We start from the raw sequence: 23618 nt of genomic DNA, 5'->3' as shown, positions 1-23618 counted from the left end.
GTTCGGTCGTGAGGGTGGCACGTCGCGAGTTACCGGCCGTCGCGGCGGCGGCGCTGTTGGTGTTCGCGGCGTTCGTGTTGCCGCGGCTGCATTGGGGCGTGCGGCCGCGCACCGACGTCGGTCAGGAGCGGTTCGGCACGCACACCGGGGCGGCCCCGATCTTCGGCGCCTGGGAAATCCACGCCAGCTGGGGCACCGGGCCCGCGATCGCCATCGCGGTCGCCGCCGTGTGGTGGGGATCGATTCTGGCACAACGTCTTTCGTGGCGCCTGTTGACCTTTGTCAGCTGGGCCACCGCCTGCGGTTGGGCCTTCGCGCTGGCGATGATCGACGGTTGGCAGCGCGGCTTCGCCGGCCGGCTGACCACCCGCGACGAGTACCTGTCAGCCGTGCCGGGCATCACCGACATCCCGGCCACCGTGCGCACGTTCGCGAGCCGGATCGTCGACTACCAACCGAACTCCTGGACCACGCACGTCTCGGGTCACCCGCCCGGCGCGCTGCTGACGTTCGTGTGGCTGGACCGGATCGGCCTGCACGGCGGCGCCTGGGCGGGGCTGCTGTGCCTGCTCGCGGGGTCCAGCGCGGCGGCCGCGGTGCTGATCGCGGTGCGCGCGCTGGCCGACGAGCGGACCGCGCGGCTGGCCGCGCCGTTCGTGGCGGTGGCGCCGACGGCGATCTGGGTCGCCGTCTCCGCGGACGGCTACTTCGCCGGGGTGGCGGCCTGGGGCCTCGCGCTGTTGGCGGTGGCGGTGCACCGGCCGGTTCGCTTCCCCGCCTTGACGGCCGCGGCCGCGGGTCTGCTGCTGGGCTGGGGCGTGTTCTGCAATTACGGCCTGATGTTGATGGGGCTGCCGGCGCTGGCGGTGCTGGCCTCGGCCGCCGACTGGCGGGCGGCGCTGCGGGCGCTCGGCCCGGCGGCGCTGGCCGCGGTGGCGGTGGCGTCGGCCTTCGCGGTCGCGGGGTTCTACTGGTTCGACGGCTACACCCTTGTGCAGCAACGCTATTGGCAGGGCATCGCCAAGGACCGCCCGTTTCCGTACTGGGGCTGGGCCAACCTGGCCTCGGTGGTGTGCGCGATCGGTTTGGGCGGCGTCGCCGGGGTCAGCCGGGTGTTCGACATGGCGGCCATCCGTCGCCGCTCGGGGTTTCACCTGGTGTTGCTGGCCATGCTGGCCGCGATCGTCTTGGCGGACCTGAGCATGCTGAGCAAGGCCGAGGTGGAGCGGATCTGGCTGCCCTTCACCGTCTGGCTCACCGCCGCCCCCGCGCTGCTGCCCGTCCGATCACACCGAGTGTGGTTGGCGCTCAACGCCGCCGGCGCCGTGTTGCTCAACACGCTCATCGTCACCAACTGGTGATCCGGCGTGCGCCGGCGGCATTGCGTGTGAACTGACGGTGCCATTTTTCGATTTCACCGCCCACGATTCACTCGCAAGACCCTCAGCGCACACGCGATCCGAAACGCCCACGGGTTACAGGCCGGCGGCGCGGGTGGCCTCCGCGAAGCGACTGGCCGGCCCGCACGCGTCACGCACCGCGGCCACGTCGTCGACGACGTCGAAGTCGGCCAGCCGCGGCGCCGCGTAGGGCTCGATTCCCATGTCGTGCAACGCCCGATACGTCAGCAACCCGGTGTCGGTCTGCGACATCGGGACGGTGCGCAGGCATTCGGCCGCCGCGGGGTCGCGTAAACCGAGCACCCACCAGCCGCCGTCGACGGCCGGCCCGAGCACGGCCGGCGCCTCGCGCAGCCAGCGCGCACAGTCGGCCAGCATGTCGGCGGTCACCTGCGGGGTGTCCATCCCGATCTGCACCACCGGGTAGCCGTCGGCCGCGTCGGCGTGGGCGTTGGCGAGCCGGTCGGCGAAGTCGTCGCCGCGCTGCGGGATCACCGTGAAGGACCGCAACCGTCGCCGGATCTCGTCGGCGCCGGCGGCGCCGTCCAGGTCACCGGTCATGGCTACCACCCGGTTGGCCGCCGGCGTGGCGGCGACCGCGTCCAGCGTGTCCAGCAGTGCGGCGGCGGCGATCTCGGCGGCGACGAGGTCCCCGACCGTCGCCGCGAGCCGCGTCTTGGCCCGGCCCGGCTCGGGCGCCTTGGCGACCACCAGCAGCGTCACCGGCAGCGTCACGAGATCACCTTCCAGAAGTCGAGGATCGCCGTGACGCTCCCCCGCAGCGAGCCGCTGACCTTGGACTTGCCGCCGGTGCGGGGGCCGTAGCTGACGTCGAGTTCGACCACCCGCCAGCCGGCGGCCGCGGCGCGCACCAAGAGCTCCAACGGGTAGCCCGAACGCCGGTCGGCGACACCGAGATTCAGCAGCGCCTCACGCCGGGCCACCCGCATGGGCGCGATGTCGTGCACCGGCAAGCCGTGCCGGGTGCGCAGCCGCCAGCTCATCACCACGGTGCCCACCCGCGCCACCCACGGCCAGTGCAGCCCCGCCACCGGCCGGCGCCGCCCGATCACCAGATCGGCGCCCTGCTCGAGCGCGGCGACCAACCGCGGCAGGTCGCCGGCGTCCATCGAGCCGTCGGCGTCGATCACCGCCACGATCGGCGTGCTCGCGGCCACCACGCCCGCGTGCACCGCGGCGCCGTACCCGGGGCGGGGCTCGGCGACGACTCGGGCGCCGTGCCGCCGCGCGACCGCGGCGGTGTCGTCGGTGCAGTCGTTGTCGACGACCAGCGCCCGGTAGCCATCGGGGATGGCCGCCAGCACGGCGGGCAGCGACTCCTCTTCGTTCAGGCAGGGCAGCACCACGGTGACGGCGTCGGGCATGGACGGCTCAGAACCCGTGGCGGGTGCGTGGTTCCTGCGGGACGAGCGTCTGCTGGGTCTGCGTGTGCGGCGGCGCAACCGTCGACTGGTGCTGCGTGCTGGGGGGCGGCGCCGCGGTCGTCGGCGTTTGGGTCTCGGTCAACGGGGTCTTGGTCGCCGTCGGTGGCGTCGTCGTCGTCACGTGCGGCGGTGTCGTCGTCGTGGTCGTCGGCGTCGAGCTGGTTTCCGTCGTGGTGGTTGGCGTGGTGGTGGACGGCCCCGAGGGAGTGGTCGTGGTGGTGGTCGTCGTGGTGGTCGTGGTGGTCGTGGTCGTCGGCGTCGTGGTGGTGATCGTCGGCGGGTTGTACGGGGGGTAGGGAATGATGATCGGAATCGGCAGTGGCACAACGGGATTCGGGTTAGGAACGAAACCCGGGGTGCCCGGCGACACCGGCGCGACGGGGACGGCCGGCCCGGCGCCGCCCGGCGAGGTGCCCTGCGCGGGCAGGAGACCGTTGGCGTCCGGGATGACGCCGCCCTGGAAGCCGGCGTTGGGCTGGTCGACCGGCGGCGGTGGCACCGGCGCCTGCTGCTGCGTCGGCAACAGCGGCATGAACTTGCCCGGAGCGGCGTTCTGGTGGCCGACCACCGGCTGTTGGCTCGCGGTGGGACGGACCGCGATCGCCACCGCGGCGGCCAGCGACGCGAAACCGATGACCGCGAAGGCGATCACGGCGTTGCCGACCAGCAGCGACCGGCGGCTCAGCCGCGTGGGGATGGCCTCGGTCTCGTCGTAGTCGTCGTGGTCGTCGTATTCGGGGTCGTATTCGTCGCCCGCGAACGGCTCGGGCTCGTCGGCCATCGAATACGCCAGCTGGGGTTCCTCCGCGTTCGGCGGGGGCACCACCGTCGTCTCGTCGCCGGTGGCCCGCACCGGGGAGATCGCGGTCTCGTCGCCGGCGAGCCCCACGGCCGGCGCCATGGCGGTGGCGTCGCCGGCCGACAGCGCCTGCGCCGCGACGATGGCCGCGCCACGGGCCAGGGCGAACTCGGGGTCGTCGGCGACCTGCACCCGCATGGTCGACGCGTCGTGGAACCCCTCGGCCGCCCGGGCCAGCTCCGGGGATGCGCCCACCAGGTACACCTCACCCGGCGCGTCCGGCCGGCCGCTGAGTTGGGCCATCATCGTGTTGAACGTCGCGGTCGCGTCGCCCGCGAGTGGCTCCCTGGCCAGCACGGTCGGCGGGGCGTTCTGGTCATCGGCGGGCGCCGGCACCGACAGCGTCGCCGTCGCGTCGGTGATCACCAGCGCGGCGCCCGGCCGGCCGGCCGCGCGCATCAGCGCGGTCACCGCCTGCGACTCCGAGAGCACCGCGACGTTCGAGACGCCGGAATCTTCCAGGGCTTGGCGCAGCTGGCCGGCCCGCGGCTCGTCGCTCCAGCACACCCGGGTGCCCACCAGCCGGTGATTCTCGTCGGCCAGCAGCCGATTGGTGCCGACCACCGTCTCGGCGAGTTTCCCGACCGGGTTCTCCTCGAGGTCGACGACGGATTGGTCGATCACGTCCGCGCCCGGCCCGACGAGCGCCAAGCGGGCAACCGGGCCCGTGACCGCGACCCCCAACACGACGTCCATCCCGGTTCTCCTTCGGCTGGCCACCCCACGGTCAGCAATGTCCCCGCATCATTACACTTGCGATACCGTTGGCAGTATCCGTTATTCGGGCGAACAACGTTTGCCTCTACCGCAGCGTAACCAGCTTCTCCAACGACAGGACGGTCGCAGGGGAATCTGCCACGGCGTCCGTCCTTGATTCCCGGGGGGCATGGTGAGCCAGAGCAGCGACGACGCCCCTACCGGCCCCATCCGGGAGCAGGCCCAGCAAACCACTCGCATCCCCAGGCCGCCCGCCGAGCCGGCCGGTGATTCGACGCGGCGCTGGCACGCCGTCAGCGACCTGACCGCCGCCGCGCTGCTCGTCGCCGCCGTCTTCCTGCCGTGGAATCTGTACTTCGGCGTCGGGATTCCTGGCAGCAGCGGCGCCCTGTTCGCGGTGTTGATCGGGGTCACCGCGCTGTCCCTCATCGCCGTCGCGGCGGCCGGTTCGTGGCGGTCGTCCGGCGCCCGGTTCAACCCGGCGACGACGGGCCGGCTGCGGCTGGCGCTCAATGTCCCCTACGCGCTGCTGGTGCTGGCGTTCGTCGGATTCGACGCCTTCGAGACCGTCCGCTTCGGCGGCACGGTGAACGTGCCGGGCGGCGTGGGGCCCGGGGCGTGGGTGGGCATCGCCGGCTCCCTGCTGAGCGCGCAAGCCGTAACCGCCGGCGCCCGCTCGGGACCGGTTCCCGAGGGCGACGAACACACCGCCTGGCTGAGGTCCGCCCGTCTCATCGGTTACGCGTCGATGGCGTTGGCGGTGCTCAGCTTCGGCTTCAACCTGTACTGGCGGGTGCGCTACGCGCTGCAAACCTCCGGCGACTTCGGCAAGCAGAACATCGACGTCATCGTCACGGCCGTGGTGTACGGCGTGGTCGCCTTGGTCGCCGTGCTGGTCGCCTCCCGGTGGTTGCTGCGCGGCACCAGGGCGGCCCGGCTGGCCACGGTCGCGCTCGGCGCCTCGACGCTGGTCGCGGGGGTCCTGGTGTGGGTCCTGCCGATCGGCCGCGACGTCGACGCGTTCCACGGCATCGCGCAGAACACCTCGACCGCCGGGGTGGGGTTCGAGGGCTACCTGGCGTGGGCCGCGGCGGCGGCGATCTTCGCGCCGCGAACCCTGTTCGGTCACCGCAACACGATCCGCGCCGAGGAGACCTCCTGGCGGGCCGCGGCCCGAAACGGCTTGCTGCTCATAGCCGTATGGGGGCTGGGCTCGATGCTGATGCGGCTGACCGACCTCTTCGTCGCCGTGAGCCTGGATTACCCGTTCTCCCGGTACGACAGCGTGGTGCTGGCCGGATTCGACCTGGCTACCGCGCTTCTCGCAATCTGGCTGCGGATCAACCTGGCCGACGCCACCCGCTCCGCCCGACTGATCTCGTCGCTGTGCGGGCTGGTCACCACGCTGAGCGTCGCCCGCGTCGTGGTCGGTGTGGTGCTGGCGCCCCGGTTCGCGGATTCACCCAATTCGCCCGCGCAGCACCCGGTTTACGGCAACAACCTCGCCCAGCAGATCACCAGCACCTTCGACGTGGCGCTGTGCGGCCTGGCCCTGTGCATCCTGGGGGCCGCCATCGTCACCGGGCAGCTGCGCGGCCGCCGCGCGCGCCGCCGCGCCGCCCGTAGGCCGGCCGCCCCGGCCGCGCGCGCCGAGCCCAGGGCGCGCGTCCCGGTGGGCCACGCCGCCCCGCCGTCGGCCGCCGCCACCACCCGGATCAGCACCGGCCCCCGGCTCTTCCGCGGCGACGACTCCGCGACGCGACAGATCCCCCTGCAGAAACCGAAGATCTATCGGCCGCCGCAGGCTTAAGGCGCTGCGCTCAGCGCAGCGGCGCGAACGCGAAGTCGCGCAGGCCCTCGGCCGGGTCGACGGTCGCGCGAAAGCCCAACACCTCCGCCGCCCGGGACGGGTCGGCGACGATGTGCCGCACGTCGCCGCTGCGGTACTGGCCCGTGATCACCGGCGCGAGCCCACCGCCGCGGGCCTCGCACAGCGCCGAGGCCACCCGCAGGATCGACACGGGCCGCCCCGAACAGACGTTGACCGCGGTGAATCCCCCCAGCGTCGACGCCGCGGCCGCAAGGTTGGCCGCGGCCACGTCGTCGACATGGACGAAGTCGCGCATCTGCCCGCCGTCCTCGAAAACCCTTGGCGCGTCCCCCTTTTCCAGGGATGAGCGGAAGATCGCCGCCACCCCGGAGTACGGGGTGTCGCGGGGCATCCCGGGGCCGTAGACGTTGTGGTAGCGCAACGCCACCACGGAGCCGCCGGTCGACTCCGACCACGCCAGCGCGTAGTGCTCCTGCGCGGTCTTGCCGGCGGCGTACAGGCTGCGCGGCCGCAGCGCGGCGTCCTCGTCGACAAGCCGCCACTGCAGTTCCTCGCCGCCGACCGGGCAGCGGTGTTCGAAGATGCCGGCGTCCAGGTCGGCGCGCCCTCGCGGCAGCGGGTCGACCTGCCCGTGCCGCTCGCAGTGGTAGCGGCCCTGCCCGTAAACGACCATCGACGACGCCAGCACCAGGCGGCCCACCCCGGCGGCGAACATCTGCGCCAGCAGCACCGTCGTGGCGTAGTCGTTGTGGCCGCCGTAGGCGGGGGCGTCGGCGGCGTCCATGCCCGCGCCCACCATCGCCGCCTGATGACAGACCAGGTCCACGCCGTCGAGCAGGGGTGCCAGGGCGTCGGCGTCGCGGACGTCGACGCGGTGACATCCCTGCGGCAGCACCGGATTCGGGCCGTGCGCCGCGGGCAGCAACGCGTCGACGCCGACCACGTCGTGGCCCGCGGCCCGCAGCGCCGCGTCCACCCGCGACCCGATGAAACCGGCGGCACCGGTGAGCAACACCCTCATGGCAACTCGACGGGCAGGGTGACGCCGGTGTGCGGCAGGCAGTGGGTGCAATTGCGTTCGCTGTCTACCCGGCCGATCGCGTCGCGCACCAGCTCCTTGAATCCCCCGATGTTCTTCTCGAATTCGGCGAACACCTCGACGGCGGTCACACGCTCACCCGGCGCCACCCCGGCATCCAGGTCGGTGACCAAAGCGATTGTCGCATAGCACATTTCGAGTTCCCGGGCGAGCACCGCCTCCGGATAGCCGGTCATATTGACCAACGAGAACCCCGCCGAGGCGAACCACTGGCTTTCGGCGCGCGTGGAGAAGCGGGGCCCCTGGATCACCACCATGGTGCCGCCGTCGACCACCCCGGGCAGCCCGGTGACGGCGGCGCGCAGGGTGGGGCAGTACGGGTCGGCGAAGTCGACGTGGATGCCGCCGGAGTCGAAGTAGGTGTCCGGCCGGCCTCGGGTGCGATCGACCAACTGGTCGGGCACCACGACGGCGCCGGGACCGTTCTCCGGTTTGAGGCTGCCGACGGCGCACGGGCCGAATATCCGTCGCACCCCGAGCTTGCGCAGCGCCCACATGTTGGCCCGGTAGGGCACGGTGTGCGCCGAGAACTCGTGGCTGGCCCCGTGCCGGGGCAGGAAGGCGACCTCGTGCCCGCCGGCGGCGCCGATCGTCACCGGGGCGCTGGGCGGGCCGTAGGGGGTGTCGACCTCGATGGTGCGGGTGCCGGAGTCGAAGAACGTGTAAAAGCCGCTGCCGCCGATGACTCCGAGCATCCGCCCATTGTGGTGCATGCCCCCGGCCCGATCGCGGGTGCGGGGCCGCGCGCGGCTCCTGGCAGGATGCGTGCGTGGCCAATTTCGGGCAGTGGATCTCCGGCGCGCGGCCGCGGACGCTCCCCAACGCGGTGGCGCCGGTGGCGGCGGGCACCGGCGCGGCGGCGTGGCTGGGATCCGCCGTGTGGTGGAAGGCGCTGCTGGCGCTGGCCGTCGCGGTGGCGCTGACCGTCGGGGTCAACTACGCCAACGACTATTCGGACGGCATTCGTGGCACCGACGACGACCGCGCCGGCCCCATGCGCCTGGTGGGCTCGCGGCTGGCCACCCCGCGCGCGGTGCTCACCGCCGCGGGGGCGAGCCTGACCGTCGGGGCGGCCGCCGGCCTGGCCCTCGCGCTCGTCAGCGCGCCGTGGCTGATCGCGGTGGGCGCGGTGTGCATCGCCGGCGCCTGGCTGTACACGGGCGGCTCGAAGCCCTACGGCTACGCCGGTTTCGGCGAAGTCGCCGTGTTCGTGTTCTTCGGCCTGGTCGCCGTGCTCGGCACCGAGTACACCCAGGCCTTGCGGGTCGACTGGGTGGGGCTGGCGCTGGCGGTGGCGATCGGGGCGCTGTCGTCCTCGGTGCTGGTGGCCAACAACCTGCGCGACATCCCCACCGACGCTCAGTCGGGCAAGATCACGCTCGCGGTGCGGCTGGGCGATGGCCGCACCCGCGTGCTGTACCAGGCGCTGCTGGCGACCGCGGGCGTGCTGACGCTGGTGCTGATGGCGGCCACGCCGTGGTGCGCCGTGGGATTCGTGGCCACGCCGCTGGCGCTGCGCGCGGCCCGGCCGGTGCGCTCGGGGCGCGGCGGCCCGGAGCTGATTCCGGTCCTGCGCGATACCGGCCTGGCCATGGTCGTGTGGGCGATCGCGGTGGCCGCCGCTTTGGGGCTGGCCGGCTGATCGGCCGTGCGCGCGGCGGGCGATGGGATAACAATGAGGGACCGGCGTCGCGACTGACGGCCATAGACGCCCACCAAGCCAACACCGATCGGGGACAGCAATGACGCAGATCGCCGCGACCAGTGGACCGACGAACATCGGATTGCTCAGCGTCGGGGCGTACCGCCCCGAGCGGGTGGTCACCAACGACGAGATATGCGAGAACATCGAGTCGTCCGACGAGTGGATCTTCTCCCGGACCGGGATCAAGACGCGGCGCTTCGCCGCGCGCGACGAATCCGCCGCGTCGATGGCCACCGAGGCGGGTCGGCAGGCGATCGCGACCGCCGCGCTGACGCCGTCGGACATCGACTGCGTGATCGTGGCGACCAGCACGCACTTCCTGCAGACCCCGGCGTGCGCCCCGGCGGTCGCCGCGGCGCTGGGCGCCACCGGCGTGCCCGCGTTCGACGTCTCGGCCGGATGCGCCGGCTTCGGCTACGCGCTCGGTGTCGCGGCCGACATGATCCGCGGCGGCACCGCCGCCAAGGTGCTGGTCCTCGGTTCGGAGAAGCTGTCCCCCACCGTCGACATGCAAGACCGCACCAACTGCTTCATCTTCGCCGACGGCGCGGCGGGCGTGGTGGTGGGCGAGACGCCCGATCAGGGCATCGGCCCGACAGTGTGGGGAAGCGACGGCGAACAGGCGCTGGCGATCCGGCAGGACATCGACTGGATCGACTACATGGACGAGCCGACCGGCCCCCGCCCCTTCCTGCGGCTGGAGGGAAGCGCGGTGTTCCGCTGGGCGGCCTTCGAGATGGGCAAGGTCGGCCGGCAGGCGATGGACGCGGCGGGTGTGCGGCCCGACGAGATCGACGTGTTCGTGCCGCACCAGGCCAACAGCCGAATCAACGAGGTGCTCGCCAAGAGCCTGGACCTGCGGCCGGACGCCGTCGTCGCCAACGACATCGAACACACCGGGAACACCTCGGCGGCTTCCATCCCGCTGGCGATGGCCGAACTGCTGGCAACCGGGGCGGCCAACCCGGGCGACCTGGCCCTGCTGATCGGTTACGGCGCCGGCCTCAGCTACGCCGCCCAGGTCGTGCGAATGCCCAACTACTGATCCTTCGCGTCGTCGGCCACCGCGTCGCCGTGCAGCCGCGCCCGCAGTTGCGCGCGTTCCCGGCGCCGGCGCTCACCGGCGATCGCCAGCGACGCGGTGGCGCGCCGGCGCAGCGGCCCGAACAGCCAGATGCCCAGGGGCATGGCGATGATCAGAGCGAACAACGCGGCGACCACGATCGGGAACTGGCTGACCCCCATCAGCCGCGCCGCCCCGTAGATCGCGGCGGCCAGCACCACCGCCAAGACCAGCCGCGCCCCGGCGTAGAGCAACACGTCCGCGGCCGCCCGTCGCCCGGCGCCCGGCGTCCCGCGCCCCGGATCGCCAGTGTTGTTGTCGTTGGCTCCTTCTGACACAAGGGAGAGCCTACGGCGCGGGTATATTCGGCAAAGGAGGTGTTAAGTGCTCTACCTGCTGCTCGTCCTGATTTTGGGGACGCTGATCTACGTTGGCTGGCGGACGGCGCGGTCGCAGACCCACCGGGCGAAGACGCGCGTCATCGGGCCGGACGACGATCCAGAGTTCTTGCGGCGGTTAGGTCACGGCGACAAGTAGCCCTCGCGCTACGCGACCCCGGGGTTGCGCTGGTCGCCCGGGAAGCCGTCGGCGACGATGGCCGCCAGCTCGGTGAGCGCCTCGCGGGTCGACCGCTTCAGCCGGTCCAAGTCGATCTCGGCGCCCTCCTCCAGATGCGGGTCGAACGGCACCACCTGGACGGCGCGGCAGCGCCGCGAGAAGTGCTCGACCACCTTGTTCATGTCGACCTTGCCCGTCCGCGGGCGCACCGCGTTGATGACCGCGACCGAGTTGCGGACCATCTCCTCGTGGCCGTGCGCGTCCAGCCAGTCCAGCGTCGCCGACGCGCTGCGCGCCCCGTCGATGGACCCCGAGCTGACGACGACGAGAACGTCGGCCTTCTCGAGCACCGAGGCCATCACCGAGTGCAGCAGCCCCGGCCCGCAGTCGGTGAGCACCAGGCCGTAGAACCGCTCCAGGATGTCCAAGACCCGGGTGTAGTCCTCGGCGCTGAACGCCTCCGAAATGGCCGGGTCGGTTTCCGAGGCCAGCACCTCCAGGCCACTGGGGCCCTTCGAGGTGTAGCGGCGGACGTCGCTGTAGCGCTCGATGGTCCCGGCGTCGTGCAGCAGCTGGCGCACCGTCGCCGCCGTCTCCAGCGGGATCTTCTGGCTCAGCGTGCCGCGGTCGGGGTTGGCGTCGACCGCGACCACCCGGTCGCCGCGGATGGTGGCGAAGGTGGCGCCCATCGTCGCGGCGATCGTGGTCTTGCCGACGCCGCCCTTGAGCGACACCATGGCGATCCGGTAGCAGCCCCGCAGCGGCCGGTTCACCTGTGCCACCAGGTTGTTGTAACGGGCGGCCCGCGGGCTCTCCCCGAGGTTGATCAGGTGGCCGGACAGTTCGTAGAGCAGCCGGCGCCAGCCCTCCGACGGCGGCGGCTTGACGGGCCGCAGCAACATGCCGGTGGACAGCTCCGGGTACGGCGTGTGCGGCAGCGGCTCGGGCCGCGGCGGGACCTGGGCGGGCGGCGCGTCGGCGGGCGGGGCGTAGTAGGCGCCGTACACCGTCGGGTCGACCCGCGGGATGCCGGTCACCGGGGTGGCGTCCCACGGCGGCATCCCTGCGGGCCTGGGCGCGGCGGGCGGCGGGGCGTCGCGGCGCTCGGGACCGGGGACCCGGCGTTCGGTGCGGAACCCGGCGAAGGCGCGGGTGGGCGCTTCGCCGCCGTCGGCCGCTGACTCGTCGGCGCCGGCCGGCGCGCCCTCGGTCCCCTGCGGAGGCAGTTGCGTCGTCGGCTGATCGGGCGCCCCCACGCCCGTGGATGGTTGGTCGGACACGTGCACTCCCCCTCGTTTCACTTGGGTCGGTTGCTGGCGGTCACCCCACGCCCGCATACGAATGCAGGCCCACGGTCACCAGGTTAACGAAGAACAGATTGAAGACCATGGCCACGAACCCCGCGACGTTGATCCAGGCCGCCTTCCTGTCCCGCCATCCCGCCGTCGACCTGGCGTGCAGGTAGGCGGCGTAGATCACCCACGCGACGAAGGACACCGTCTCCTTGGGATCCCAGCCCCAGTACCGGCCCCAGGCCTCCTCGGCCCAGATCGCGCCGAAAATGACGCCGAAACCGAACACCGGGAAGGCGAAGATCGTGGTCCGGTAGGCGACCCGGTCCAGCGTCTGCGCGTCGGGGAAGCGCCGCACGATCCGGGCCAGCGCCCCCTCGGCGCCCGGTTCGCCCAGGCGCGACGTGCGCAACAGGAACAGGATGCTCGCGATGCCGGCGACCATGAACACCCCGGAGCCCAGGCTCACCACCGACACGTGGATGGGCAGCCAATAGGACTGCAGCGCGGGCATCACCGGCGCGGCGTTGGTGTACAGCCAGCGCCCGGACACCGTGAGCAGGATCAGCACCGGCACCAACAGGAAGACCCACAGCGGTCGGTACTGCGGGCGGCGCAACACGAAAGCCCCGGCGAGCAGCCCGCACATGCAGGTCAAATTGATGAACTCGTACATGTTGCCCCACGGCACGCGCAGCGTGGCCAGGCCGCGCAGCACGATGCAGGCCAACAGCAGCCCGATGCCGAGGTAGACGACGGCCAACCCGGCCCGCCCGACACGTTCGTCCAACGGACGCCGGGGCGCCTCCTCGACGACGCCGGGGGTGACGCTGTCCGAGGCGACCGCGCCGGCGTGGACGCGCTCGCGCCGGTCGACGCGGCGGCCGCCGGCGTACGCCAGCTCGTAGGCCAGGAGCAGCAGCGCGATGACGAGAGCCACCACGGCCGAGGTGAACGCCCAGTCGGAGTAGCGCGCCAGGCCGATGTTGACGTGCAGCGTGTTCATTTGACGTCCACCTGAGAACTCCTTCTGGACGCGGGGGGCTCGGCTGAGGGCGCCACATAGGGCTCGCCCAGACCGGTCAGCACCCGCTCGGTCAACCGCTCGAACTCGTCGCCCCACCCGGAGTTGTCGGTGCGCGCCAGCCCGCCCAGTTCGACGTTCACGGTACCGGCCCCGGGGGTGAGCCTGGCCCACACCCGGCGGCGGCGCACCAGCAGCGACACCAGCAGGCCGGCCATCATCGTGATGGCGAAGACGAGCACCCAGGCCTGCCCGGGGTCGTGGGAGACCTGCAGGTTGACGAACGGCACGGCGCCGTCGAAGCGGACGACGGTGCCGGCGGCCGGGCCTTGGTCGATGCGCACCTCCTGGCCGGCCCGCAGGTTGACGCGCTTCTCCTTGGTCAGCCGGCCCTGCTGGATCAGCCGCGGATCGAGCGTGAACAGCGATTGGGGCCGCCCGGTGTCCAGGCCGGTGTCCCCGCGGTAGATGTCGACGGCCACCGCCGGGGCGTTGAGGGCCGGGAAACTCGACGACAACAGCGTGCCGTCGAGCTGCTCGGTGGGCGCCAGCAGGCCCTGGATCGCGATCTCGTGCTGGCGGCGCTCGGCGGCGTTGGGGTAGGTGCCGGCGGGCGGGTCGATGCGCGCCACTCCGGAGGAGAGCAGGGTCTGCGGATTGTCGGGCCGCCACTGCACGGTCGACGTGCGCGTCTGCCCGTCCGGGAACCGCACGGTGAAGGTGGGCGCGTACCCGTGGCCCTGCAGGTACACCCGGTCGCCGCCGACCCGCAGCGGGTGGTTGACCTCCAACAGGTAGGGCCGCCAGTTGTTGGCCGCCACGTCGCGGCCGGCCTGGTAGTCGATGTCGGCGGCGAACGAGGTGGCCTGCCCCGACGGCAGGTAGTGCGCGGCAAAGTCGTTGACCCGGATGCAGATCGGGTTCAGCGATGTGCCGTCGACGGTGTTGCCGGCGCGGAAGGAGTCAAACGCGGCCGGCGAGGCCGAGCAGAAGCCCGGGCCGGAGTCGGCGATGACGATGACGTTGCCCTCGTAGCCGAACAGCTTGCCGACGGCCACCGCGACCAGCAGGCCCAGCAACGAGAAGTGGAAGACGATGTTGCCGAACTCGCGCAGATAGCCCCTCTCGGCGGACACCTCGACGACCTCGCCTTCGTGCCGGATGGCCGTGCGCCAGCCGCGTAGCCGCCGGGTGATCCTGTTGGCCAGGGCGTTGAGGTCCGCGGCGTCGGCGGAGAGCTCGGCGCCGGCGTGCTTGGGCAGCCGGGCGAGGTTGCGCGGCGCGGCCACCGGGGTGGCGCGCAGGCTGCGGGCGTGCTCGATCATCCGCGGGGTCAGGCAGCCGACCAGCGAGACGAACAACAGGACGTAGATGGCGGTGAACCAGAAACTGGAGAACACGCTGAACGCCTGCAGCCGATCCAGCCACGGGCCGATCACGGGGTGCGCCTTGAGGTAGTCGTCGACCTTGCCGGCGTTGAGGCTGCGCTGCGGCAGCAGCGCCCCGGGTATCGCGCCGAGCGCGAGCAGGAACAGCAGCACCAGCGCGGTGCCCATGGACGTCAACGCCCGCCAGGTGTTGCGCCCCTTGGAAACGAGGCCAGCGATCGCCCGGCTCAAATCGGCAGCCTCACGTCGGACACGAACGAGTCGCGCAGCCAGGAGACGAAGTCGTTCCACACCCCGGTGACCAGCAGGGCGCCGACGGCGATCAGCAGCGCGCCGCCGAAGATCTGGATGCCCCGGGTGTGGCGGCGCAACCAGCCCAGCGCCCCCACCGCGCCCGCCGAGCCGAAGGCCAGCAGCACGAACGGGATGCCCAGGCCCAGGCAGTACGCGATCACCAGGACGATCCCGCGGGCCACGCTCGCGCCGTCGGTGGCCGAGGCCACCGTGATCACGCCGGCCAGCGTGGGCCCCAGGCACGGCGTCCAGCCCAGCGCGAACACCGCGCCCAGCAGCGGCGCCCCGGCGACGGTCGTCAGCTGCCGCGGGCTGAACCGGGCCTGGCGTTGCAGGGCGGGGATGAGGCCGACGAACACCAGCCCCATGACGATCGTCAGCACGCCGCCGACCCGCTGCAGCAGCAGCTGGTTGGTGATCAGCGTGGTGGTCATGCCCAGGACGGCGACGGTGCCCAGCACGAACACCGCGGTGAAGCCCGCGACGAACAGCGCCGCCGAGCCCGCGACCCGCCACCGCGCCGAGGGTGGGGCCTTGACGGCGCCGGGCGGCGGCTGCTCGTCCACCCCGACGACGGCGGCCAGGTAGGACAGATAGCCGGGCACCAGCGGCACCACGCAGGGCGAGGCGAACGACACCAGCCCCGCCAGCAGGCACGCTCCGAGCGCCACCAGGAGTGGGCCGGCGGCGGCGATCTGGGTGAAACCGGTCATCGCTCTTGGGCCAGCTTCTGGACCACGGGCTGCAGGTCGGCGGCCAGCAGTTCGCGCAGAAACACCGCCGCGACCCGGTGCTGGCGGTCCAGCACCAGCGTGGACGGGATGACGGTGGTGGGGTATTTGCCGCCGAACGCGATCAGGGTCCGCATCGCCGGGTCGTAGATGGACGGGTAGGTCACGTGGCGGTCGTTGACGAAGTCGAGCGCCGCCTGCCGGTTACTGTCGCGCACGTCGATGCCCAGGAACGACACCCCGGCGTCGCGGGTCGCGTCGTACACCTGTTGCAGCTGGGCGACCTCGGCCCGGCAGGGCCCGCACCACTGCCCCCAGACGTTGATGACGACGACCCGGCCGGCGAAGATCGGGTCGTCCAGGGACAACGGGTGGGCGGGGTCGGCCAGATCGGGCCCCGACAGCGGGCCGGGGCGGCCGCGCGCGGACGGCGGGTTGTAGTAGATGTCGGTCTTCCCGCCCGGGGAGACAAATTCGAAGGTGCCGCCCTGGGCCACCGCGTCGTGACCGGAAGAGCAGCCCGCCACCAGGGCGGCCACCGCCGCCCCGGCCACCGCCAGCCGCCGCATGATTACGAGCCCGCCGGTTCCTGGTATTCGACGTCGACCAGCCGGTCGCCCTCGTACACCAGCGTGGTGATCGAGCACAGCCCGCACTCCCGCCGCCGCGGGTCGTGCCAAAGCCGCTGGCCGGTCACGTGCAGCCGCAGCGTCCACACCGGCAGTTGATGGCTGACGCACACCACCTCGCGGCCGGCGGCGCGGGCGCGCGCCTTGTCCGCCGCGGTCGTCATGCGCGCGGCGATCTCCGCGTACGGTTCGCCCCACGACGGCCGGAACGGGTTGCGCAGCTGCCACCAGAACCGCGGGTCGCGCCAGGCGCCGTCGCCCGGGCCGACGCGGCGGCCCTCGAAGAAGTTCGCCGATTCGATCAGGTCCGGATCGGTGTCGATGGCGACGCCGTGTTTGGCGGCGATGGGCTCGGCGGTCTCCTGGGCCCGTTGCAGCGGGGAGGCGATCACGGCGGCGACGTCGCGGCCCGCCAGCGCGTCGGCGACCGCGGCCGCCTGCGCCCTGCCCTTGTCGGACAGGTGGAACCCCGGCAGCCGGCCGTAGAGGACGCCGCTGGGGTTGTACACCTCGCCGTGGCGCACCACGTGCACCCGGGTCTGCTCGGCCATCAGGGCTTGTCCTTTCCGGCGGCCGCGCGGGCCGCGGCCGGCAGGGCTTCGGCGATCCGGTCGAACGCCGCGTCGTCCAGCGCCGCCGAGACGAACCAAGCTTCGAAGGCGCTACACGGCGGGTAGACGCCCGCGTCGAGCAGGGCGTGGAAGAACGACGGGTACCGCCAGGTCTGGCTGGCGCGCGCGGACGCGAAGTCCGTCACTGGCGTGTCGGTGAAGAACACGCTGAGCATGTTGCCGGCCCGCGAAAGCTGATGCGCCACACCGGCATTCGTCAACGCCTCGGTGAGCAGGGCGGCCAGCCGGTCGGCGTTGGTGTCCAGCGCGGCGTAGACTGCGTCGTCGGCGGCGCGCAGCGTCGCCAGGCCGGCGGCCACGGCGACCGGGTTACCGGACAACGTGCCGGCCTGATAGACCGGCCCCAGCGGCGCCAGCCGTTCCATCATCTCGGCGCGCCCGCCGAACGCGGCGGCCGGCAGGCCGCCGCTCATCACCTTGCCGAAGGTGAACAGGTCGGCGTCGACGGGATCGATTCCGTACCAACCGCTTCGGCTGACCCGGAAACCGGTCATCACCTCGTCGACGATCAGCAGCGCCCCTTGCTCGGCGGTGATCGCGCGCAGCGCGGCGTTGTAGCCGTTCGCGGGCGGGACGACGCCCATGTTGCCGGGGCTGGCTTCGGTGATCACCGCGGCGATCTGGTCGCCGAGCTCGGTGAAGGTGTGCCGCACGGCGTCAATGTCGTTGTAGGGCAACACGATCGTGTCGGCCGCCGCCGCTCCGGTGACCCCGGGCGAGGACGGTAGGCCCAGCGTCGCCACCCCGGACCCCGCGTCGGCGAGCAGCGCGTCGGCGTGGCCGTGATAGCAGCCGGAGAACTTGACGATCTTGGGTCTGCCGGTGAAGCCGCGGGCCAGCCGGATCGCGCTCATCGTGGCCTCGGTGCCGGAGTTGACCAGCCGGATCCGCTCGACGGGCGGCACCCGTCCGATGATCTCGCCGGCCAGCTCGCTCTCGGCCGGGGTGGGGGCGCCGAACGACAGGCCGGACGCCGCGGCCCGGGTGACGGCGTCGACGACGGCGGGGTGCGCGTGTCCCAGGATCATCGGGCCCCACGAGCAGACCAGGTCGACGTAGCGATTGCCGTCGGCGTCGGTGAGCCAGTACCCGTTGGCCTCGGTGATGAAGCGCGGGGTCCCGCCCACCGCGGTGAACGCCCGCACCGGGGAGTTCACCCCGCCGGGGATGACCGCGCAGGCGTCGGCGAACAGCCGGGCCGACGCCGCCGTCGTCGCGGCGTGCGCGGTCGCCTGGTCACTGCTTCCCATGACGACCAGTGTCCCAGCTGCCGCGATCGATACAACTACAGGGTGTAGCAGGACGGGTCAGGCGTCGCTTCGCGGGTCGGCTTGCTGGGCGGCCTGGAAATGATGGCGGGCGGCGTCGCGCTCTTTCTCCGCCGCCCGCCGGTGCGCCTCGACGTCCCCTAGGCCCTCCTCGACCGCCCGCTCATGCACCTCGGCGGCGCGTTCGTGCGCGACGGCGGCCTGGTAGTGGCCGTCCCGGTCGCGGCGGTGCGCCTCGTGGTCCCGCTCCTGGGCGTGCTGGGCGCGGTCGGTCGCGCGCTCGACGTCTTGCGGGGTGATGGGTTTCCGGGCGGCCAGGGCTTCACCCCTGCGCTTGAGCTCCGCGGCGCGCTGGGCCGCGTCGTTACCCGGCGAGTCGCCCATGTTCAGACACTAGACCCGTTCGCCGCGAAAAGTTTGGTTGCCGCCGGACGGCGCGGGCGAGTTGGATGGCGGTATGCAGATGCCGCAGGGGCTCGCCCGGTTCAACCGTCACGTCACCAATCCGATCCAGCGGCTGTGGGCCGGCTGGTTGCCGCCGTTCGGGATCGTCGAACACGTCGGCCGCCGCTCGGGCAAGGCCTACCGCACTCCGGTGAACGTGTTCAGCGCCGACGTCGACGGCAAGCCCGGGGTGGCGATCTTGTTGACCTACGGCCCGGACCGCGACTGGCTGAAGAACCTGAAGGCCGCGGGCGGCGGCCGGATGCGCCGCAACGGCAAGAGCTTCGGCATCGCCAATCCGCAGGTGGTCACCAAGGCCGAGGCGGCGGGGCACGTAAAGCCCCGAGCGCGAGCGGTTTTCGCGAGGCTGCCGTTCGAGGACGCGGTGCTGCTGACCACGACCGAGTGAGCCTCAATCCTCGGCGGGAATCCGACCGCGCCTGCGGGCCACGAAGTACACCCCGATCACCACGCCCCACGACAGCAGGCTCAGCCAGAGTTGGCTGCGGGCCGAGCGGTCGAACGCCATCTGCACCAGCACCGCGGTGATCCCGGCCAGGGTGAGGACCGACAACACCGGGAAGAACCACATCTTCACCCGCAACTTGTCGGTTGGGGTGCGGCGGCGTAGGACGATCTGCGACAACGCAATCAGCCAGTAGACGAACAGGATCACGGCGCCCGAGGAGTTGAGCAGGAAGAGGAACACGGTGTTGGGCGCGACGCGCGCCATGACGACGCAGCCGAACCCGACGGCCGACGAGCACAGGATGGCGATGTGCGGAACGCCTCGCCCGCTCAGCTGCACCAGCCGCGTCGGCGCCTCCCCCCGGTCGGCGAGCACGAACAGCATGCGCGATGCGGTATAGAGGCCCGAGTTCAGGCAGGACAGCACCGCGGTGAGCACCACCGCGTTCATCACCTGATCGGCGCCGCGCAGCCCCAGGTAATTGAGGGCGGCCACATACGGGGAGGAACCGAGTTCCACGGAGTCCCAGGGCAATATCACCACCAACAGGAACACCGAACCGACGAAGAAGACACCGATGCGCGCCACCACCGATCGGGTCGCCTTTTGAACCGCGAGTTCGGGATCCCGGCTTTCGGCGGCGGCCACCGTGACGATCTCGGCGCCGACCATGGAGAAGATCACCACCACGATGGCGGCGAAGACCGCCCCGACGCCCTTGGGGAAGAACCCGCCGTGAGCGGTGAGGTTGTCCAGTCCGCCGGCGTGGCCCGGCACCAGTCCCAGGACGAACGCCGTGCCCACCGCGAGAAAAATCACGATGGTCGCGACTTTGATTCCGGCGAACCAGAATTCGAATTCACCGAAGGAGGACACCGAGAACAGGTTGGTGGCGGTCATCAAGACCATCAGGCCCAGCGACAGCAACCACAGCGGGGCGTGAAACCAGTAGTTGAGCACCTTGCCGCCGGCGACCGCTTCGAAGCCGACCACGATCACCCAGAAGTACCAGTACAGCCAGGCCACCGAGAACCCCGCCCAGCCGCCCAGGGCCTTGCCCGCGTAGTCCGCGAAGGATCCGGTCGACGGGTTCGCGGCCGCCATCTCGCCCAGCATGCGCATCACCAAAACGATCAGCAGACCGCACAGCGCGTACGTCAGAAACGCCGCGGGGCCGGTGTCTTTGATCACCACACCGGAACCGACGAACAACCCGGCACCGATGACACCGCCGAGCGCGATCATGCTGAGCTGACGCTGCGACAGTCCTTGGCGCAGTTGTCCAGTGCCGGCCATCGATGACGGTGTGGGCCGCGGTCAGTCCAGGCGGGTGGCCACCACGGACCACACCGGCAGGTGCACCCGGTGGTCTTCCAGCAGTGGGTCGATGACGCCCAGCCGGTGCACCAGCGGCCGCATCCGCTCCAGGATCTCGCCCTGCTGCTCGGACGCGAACGTCTTCATCGCGTCGAACGTCTCCTTGAGGAAGCGGGCTTGGTAGGTCGTGCTGCCCAGGTAGTCGATGCGCCACCCGTTGGCGCCGAACACCCGCTCGAAGTTGTCGGCGGGGACGGCCGTCCACTGCAGGCCGTTGACGTTGTGGGGGCTGAACTCGAACATGTACAGCCGCGCCCCGGGTTTGGTGGCCCGGTGCAACGCCTGGGCGTACCGCGTCTGGACAACCCCGTCGTTGAGGAAGACGTGATAGAACGCGCTGTCCACCACCGTGTCGAATCGGCCCTCGAAGCCGTCGAGCTTGGTGGCGTCGGCCACCTGGAAATCGACCTGGACCCCGGCGCGCTCGGCGTTGCGCTTGGCGCGCTCGATGGCCGACGGCGAATCGTCGATCCCGGTTGCCGAATACCCATGCGCCGCAAAGTGAATGGCGTGATAGCCCGGGCCGGTACCCGGGTCGAGCACCTCGCCGCGGATCCCGCCGTAGGCCACCAACTGCTGAACGGCCGGCTGCGGGCCGCCGATGTCCCAGGGGATCCGCCGGTCGGTGTGTTCCGCCTCGTCGTACAGCGGTTCGAAACCGGCGACGTTCGCGTCCGTCATGTCTTCTCGCTTCCTCGCGCCTGACGACTGCGAACGAGACTACTGCGCGGACGGCTCAGAGGTGCAGGTCTTGGTCGCGGATCAGCGCCGTGGCGAGCACGCTGATGGCGGCCGTCGCTACCAGGTAGCCGCACGCCAGCCACGGGGCGCCGCCGAGCGCCGCGATGAGCGCGGTCATGATCATCGGGGTGACACCGGAGGCGTAGATGCCGGAGAACTGGTAGACGAACGACAGCCCGGTGTAGCGGGTGCTGGTGGGATACAGCGACGAGTACAACGTGCCCTGCGCCCCGTAGAACAGCGCATGCACCACGCCGAACACGATGATCAGCGCCACGCCGAACCAGACCAAATTCCGCGTGCCGAACAGCGCGAAGGCGGGAAACGCCGCGACGCCGTAGCAGGCGACGCCGGTCAGATACACCCGGCGCGCGCCGAATCGGTCGGTCAGCGCGCCGGACACCGGCAGCAGGACCGCCATCAGCAGGGCCGCGGCGGTCACCACCACCAGGACCGACACCCGGTTGAAGCCCAGGGCCCCGGTGGCGTAGCTGATGGCGAACACGCCCCAGGTGTTGAACGCCGAGCCTTCGGCCCAGCGAGACAGCAAGCCCAGCACGGTGTTTCGCCGTGACCGGGGCTCACGGACGATCTCACGCACGGGCACGGTGGCGGTGGCCTCCAGGTCGCGCAGCTCGCGGAAGGCCGGGGTCTCCTCGACCCGCAACCGCACCACGACGCCGATCACCACCAGCACCAGGCTGAGCAGAAAACCGATGCGCCAGCCGTAGGAGAGGAAGCGTGCCGGGCCCAGGGCGATTTGCAGGAAGGCGAATATGCCTGTGCCCAAAGCCAACCCGAGCGCCAGGCCAATCTGGGGAATCGCCCCGAAGCGTCCACGCCGGCCCGCGGGGCTGTGCTCCACGGCGAGCAACACGGCGCCCGCCCACTCGCCACCGAGGGCGAAACCCTGCAGGATCCGCAACGCCAGCAGCAGCAGCGGCGCCCACACCCCGATCTGGGCGGCGGTCGGCAACACCCCGATCAGCGCCGTGGCGATGCCCATGATGAGCATGGTCAGCGCCAGGCTGCGCTTGCGGCCGATCCGGTCCCCGATGTGGCCGAACACCAGCCCGCCGACCGGCCGCATGACGAACCCGACGGCGAACGTCGCGAACGCCAGCAGCGTGCCGACCAGCGAGCTCTCGCTGGGAAAGAAGACCTTGTTGAACACCAGGCCCGCAGCGGTCGCGTAGAGGAAGAAGTCGTACCACTCGACGGTGGTGCCCACCAGGCTGGCCGCGACGACGACCCGCAGGCGATGGCGTTGCTGCGCAGCGGATTCGTCGACCGGGCCGGCGATCGCGTCCAGACCCGCGCCGGTCGCGGGCGCCGGCAAGGTAGCCGCCATGGCGTTAGTGGGCCGAGGCGACCGCGAACGGCGTCGCCGATACCGGATGGGACTGGCGCCGGTTGGGATGACGCCACAGGCCCATCCGCTCGAGCAGTGGCAGGACGCCCTCGCCGAACCAGTAGGCCTCTTCCAGGTGCGGATAGCCCGACAGGATGAAGTGGTTGATGCCGAGTTTGGCGTATTCGGCCAGCCGCTCGGCGACCTCGGCGTGCGACCCGACCAGCGCGGTGCCCGCTCCCCCGCGCACCAGGCCCACACCGGCCCACAGGTTGGGCGCGACCAGCAGCCGGCCGCTGTTGCCGCCGTGCAAGTCCAGCATGCGGCGCTGCCCCTCCGACTCGCTGCGCGCCAGGCTGGCCTGCACCCGCTCGACGTCGGCCGGGTCGACGGCGGCCAGCAACCGGTCGGCCTCGGCCCAGGCCTGCTCGGCGGTGTCGCGGCTGATCACGTGAATTCGCAAGCCGTACTGCAGGATTCGGCCGGCGTCGACGGCCAGTCCACGGATCCAGTCGAGCTTCTGCGCGACCGCAGCGAGCGGCTCGCCCCAGGTGAGGTACACGTCCGAGTGCTTGGCGGCGACTGGGCCGGCGGAGGCCGACGATCCGCCGAAGAACACCGCCGGTATGGGGTCGGGCGGGTTGTTCAGCTGCGCGCCCTCGATGCGAATGTGTTCACCGGCGAAGGTGACCGGCTCCGGTGAGGTCCACAGCTGGCGCACCACGTGCAGGAACTCGGCGGTGCGCGCGTAGCGCGCCTCCTTGTCCAGGTAATCCCCGTAGGCCCGCTGCTCGTGCGGTTCGCCGCCGGTGACGACGTTGAGCAACAGCCGCCCGCCCGAGTGCCGCTGGAACGTTCCGGCCATCTGGGCGGCCAGGGTGGGGCTCAGCAGCCCGGGCCGGAACGCGACCAGGAACTTCAGCGTCTCGGTGGCCTCGACCAGCATCGCGGTCGTCAACCAGGCGTCCTCGCACCACAATCCGGTCGGCGTGAGCACCGCCTCGAAGCCGTTGTCCTCGGCGGCCGCACAGATCTGATGCAAGTACTTCAGCGTGGCGGGCCGGTCGCCGGACATCGGCGTGCCGTGCCCGCCGGCCACCAGGTTCCGGGAATCACCGTAGGTCGGCAAAAACCAATGGAACGCCAGACTCATCCTCGATCCTCTTTCAGACGACGCGACACGAGGATCCATCCTGCGCAAATCGCGCCCGGCGCGGGAGGGTTGAAACCGTCGAGATTGCATCCCACCCGGGCCGTGTGCGGGGTGGCCGGAAGGCGGTCCGGCAGGTGGATCGGGCGCC

At 71.4% G+C, this 23618-nt stretch carries 24 protein-coding genes; 6 read left to right on the top strand and 18 right to left on the bottom strand.

The annotated features are described in order from the left end of the window. Positions 1-8: 8 nt before the first annotated feature. Entirely contained in the window at positions 9-1361 is a 1353-nt protein-coding gene (locus tag A5680_RS17865; protein WP_067821668.1) for a hypothetical protein, read from the top strand. Between the two features lie 114 nt (positions 1362-1475). Here the strand turns inward: A5680_RS17865 and A5680_RS17860 are convergent, their stop codons facing one another. The 3 genes from A5680_RS17860 to A5680_RS25850 are packed head-to-tail and all read right to left on the bottom strand — an operon-like array spanning position 1476 to position 4400. Beyond that, positions 1476-2135, bottom strand: a complete 660-nt coding sequence (locus tag A5680_RS17860; protein ID WP_067821665.1) for a DUF2064 domain-containing protein — start codon at positions 2133-2135, stop codon at positions 1476-1478. After that, complete coding sequence (locus tag A5680_RS17855) at positions 2132-2785, bottom strand: glycosyltransferase family 2 protein (protein ID WP_055403150.1); 654 nt, start codon at positions 2783-2785, stop codon at positions 2132-2134. Before A5680_RS17855 ends, A5680_RS17860 begins: the two co-directional genes overlap by 4 nt. 7 nt (positions 2786-2792) lie before the next feature. Beyond that, the gene (locus A5680_RS25850) at positions 2793-4400 is read right to left on the bottom strand and encodes a hypothetical protein (RefSeq protein WP_067821662.1); all 1608 of its coding nucleotides are present in this window, start codon (positions 4398-4400) and stop codon (positions 2793-2795) included. A 190-nt stretch (positions 4401-4590) separates the two neighbouring features. On the opposite strand from A5680_RS25850, the gene A5680_RS17845 reads away from it, so the two are divergent. Continuing rightward, a complete protein-coding gene (locus A5680_RS17845) occupies positions 4591-6231 on the top strand; it encodes a hypothetical protein (protein WP_067821659.1) in 1641 nt (546 codons plus the stop codon). A 10-nt stretch (positions 6232-6241) separates the two neighbouring features. Here A5680_RS17845 and A5680_RS17840 read toward each other — a convergent pair whose 3' ends face one another. Then, positions 6242-7273 (bottom strand): NAD(P)-dependent oxidoreductase, encoded by a 1032-nt coding sequence (locus A5680_RS17840; RefSeq protein WP_067821656.1) that lies wholly within the window; start codon positions 7271-7273, stop codon positions 6242-6244. Further along, positions 7270-8046: an S-methyl-5'-thioadenosine phosphorylase gene (locus A5680_RS17835; protein WP_055404925.1), complete on the bottom strand. Its 777-nt coding sequence runs from the start codon at positions 8044-8046 to the stop codon at positions 7270-7272. The genes A5680_RS17840 and A5680_RS17835 overlap by 4 nt, the downstream gene beginning before the upstream one ends. A 74-nt stretch (positions 8047-8120) precedes the next feature. Between A5680_RS17835 and A5680_RS17830 the strand changes: the two genes are divergently transcribed. Then, a complete protein-coding gene (locus A5680_RS17830) occupies positions 8121-8993 on the top strand; it encodes a 1,4-dihydroxy-2-naphthoate polyprenyltransferase (protein ID WP_067821653.1) in 873 nt (290 codons plus the stop codon). Between the two features lie 100 nt (positions 8994-9093). Then, positions 9094-10101 (top strand): beta-ketoacyl-ACP synthase III, encoded by a 1008-nt coding sequence (fabH, locus tag A5680_RS17825; protein WP_055404927.1) that lies wholly within the window; start codon positions 9094-9096, stop codon positions 10099-10101. Here fabH and A5680_RS17820 read toward each other — a convergent pair. Then, complete coding sequence (locus tag A5680_RS17820; protein WP_055404928.1) at positions 10095-10457, bottom strand: DUF4229 domain-containing protein; 363 nt, start codon at positions 10455-10457, stop codon at positions 10095-10097. The two genes, fabH and A5680_RS17820, sit on opposite strands and share 7 nt — an antisense overlap. Before the next feature lie 46 nt (positions 10458-10503). Between A5680_RS17820 and A5680_RS25845 the strand changes: the two genes are divergently transcribed. Then, a complete protein-coding gene (locus tag A5680_RS25845; RefSeq protein ID WP_156349684.1) occupies positions 10504-10656 on the top strand; it encodes a hypothetical protein in 153 nt (50 codons plus the stop codon). Positions 10657-10664: 8 nt separating this feature from the next. On the opposite strand, the gene A5680_RS17815 is transcribed toward A5680_RS25845, so the two are convergent. The 8 genes from A5680_RS17815 to A5680_RS17780 all read right to left on the bottom strand — a co-directional run bounded on the left by A5680_RS17815 (position 10665) and on the right by A5680_RS17780 (position 18319). Then, on the bottom strand, positions 10665-11933 hold the full coding sequence (locus A5680_RS17815) for a MinD/ParA family protein (protein ID WP_369808557.1): 1269 nt from the start codon (positions 11931-11933) through the stop codon (positions 10665-10667). A gap of 64 nt (positions 11934-11997) precedes the next feature. Further along, positions 11998-12975: a c-type cytochrome biogenesis protein CcsB gene (gene ccsB / locus A5680_RS17810; protein ID WP_067821650.1), complete on the bottom strand. Its 978-nt coding sequence runs from the start codon at positions 12973-12975 to the stop codon at positions 11998-12000. Continuing rightward, the gene (locus A5680_RS17805; RefSeq protein ID WP_055404930.1) at positions 12972-14549 is read right to left on the bottom strand and encodes a cytochrome c biogenesis protein ResB; all 1578 of its coding nucleotides are present in this window, start codon (positions 14547-14549) and stop codon (positions 12972-12974) included. The genes ccsB and A5680_RS17805 overlap by 4 nt, the downstream gene beginning before the upstream one ends. A gap of 59 nt (positions 14550-14608) precedes the next feature. Beyond that, positions 14609-15388 carry a cytochrome c biogenesis CcdA family protein gene (locus A5680_RS17800; protein ID WP_067821647.1) on the bottom strand — a complete coding sequence of 260 codons (780 nt, stop codon included), beginning with the start codon at positions 15386-15388 and terminating at the stop codon, positions 14609-14611. Further along, positions 15385-15975: a TlpA disulfide reductase family protein gene (locus A5680_RS17795; protein ID WP_055404932.1), complete on the bottom strand. Its 591-nt coding sequence runs from the start codon at positions 15973-15975 to the stop codon at positions 15385-15387. Before A5680_RS17795 ends, A5680_RS17800 begins: the two co-directional genes overlap by 4 nt. A 2-nt stretch (positions 15976-15977) precedes the next feature. Further along, complete coding sequence (locus A5680_RS17790) at positions 15978-16586, bottom strand: histidine phosphatase family protein (protein ID WP_055404933.1); 609 nt, start codon at positions 16584-16586, stop codon at positions 15978-15980. Further along, positions 16586-17917, bottom strand: coding sequence for a glutamate-1-semialdehyde 2,1-aminomutase (hemL, locus tag A5680_RS17785; RefSeq protein WP_067821645.1), 1332 nt, complete (start codon positions 17915-17917; stop codon positions 16586-16588). Before hemL ends, A5680_RS17790 begins: the two co-directional genes overlap by 1 nt. A gap of 57 nt (positions 17918-17974) precedes the next feature. Further along, positions 17975-18319 carry a hypothetical protein gene (locus tag A5680_RS17780; protein ID WP_055404935.1) on the bottom strand — a complete coding sequence of 115 codons (345 nt, stop codon included), beginning with the start codon at positions 18317-18319 and terminating at the stop codon, positions 17975-17977. Positions 18320-18392: 73 nt separating this feature from the next. On the opposite strand from A5680_RS17780, the gene A5680_RS17775 reads away from it, so the two are divergent. Next, positions 18393-18788, top strand: a complete 396-nt coding sequence (locus tag A5680_RS17775) for a nitroreductase family deazaflavin-dependent oxidoreductase (RefSeq protein WP_055404936.1) — start codon at positions 18393-18395, stop codon at positions 18786-18788. A 3-nt stretch (positions 18789-18791) separates the two neighbouring features. On the opposite strand, the gene A5680_RS17770 is transcribed toward A5680_RS17775, so the two are convergent. The 4 genes from A5680_RS17770 to A5680_RS17755 are packed head-to-tail and all read right to left on the bottom strand — an operon-like array spanning position 18792 to position 23470. After that, positions 18792-20144: an amino acid permease gene (locus A5680_RS17770; RefSeq protein ID WP_067821642.1), complete on the bottom strand. Its 1353-nt coding sequence runs from the start codon at positions 20142-20144 to the stop codon at positions 18792-18794. Positions 20145-20165: 21 nt separating this feature from the next. Further along, positions 20166-20906 (bottom strand): class I SAM-dependent methyltransferase, encoded by a 741-nt coding sequence (locus A5680_RS17765; protein WP_156349653.1) that lies wholly within the window; start codon positions 20904-20906, stop codon positions 20166-20168. A gap of 55 nt (positions 20907-20961) precedes the next feature. Next, positions 20962-22317, bottom strand: coding sequence for an MFS transporter (locus tag A5680_RS17760; RefSeq protein ID WP_067821639.1), 1356 nt, complete (start codon positions 22315-22317; stop codon positions 20962-20964). Between the two features lie 4 nt (positions 22318-22321). Beyond that, positions 22322-23470 (bottom strand): LLM class flavin-dependent oxidoreductase, encoded by a 1149-nt coding sequence (locus A5680_RS17755; RefSeq protein WP_055404579.1) that lies wholly within the window; start codon positions 23468-23470, stop codon positions 22322-22324. Positions 23471-23618: the final 148 nt, after the last annotated feature.

Source organism: Mycobacterium sp. E2989, assembly GCF_001667595.1.
Taxonomy (GTDB): Bacteria; Actinomycetota; Actinomycetes; order Mycobacteriales; family Mycobacteriaceae; genus Mycobacterium.
Note: the sequence above shows the minus strand (reverse complement) of the source record. Positions and strands in the feature narration are given on the sequence as shown.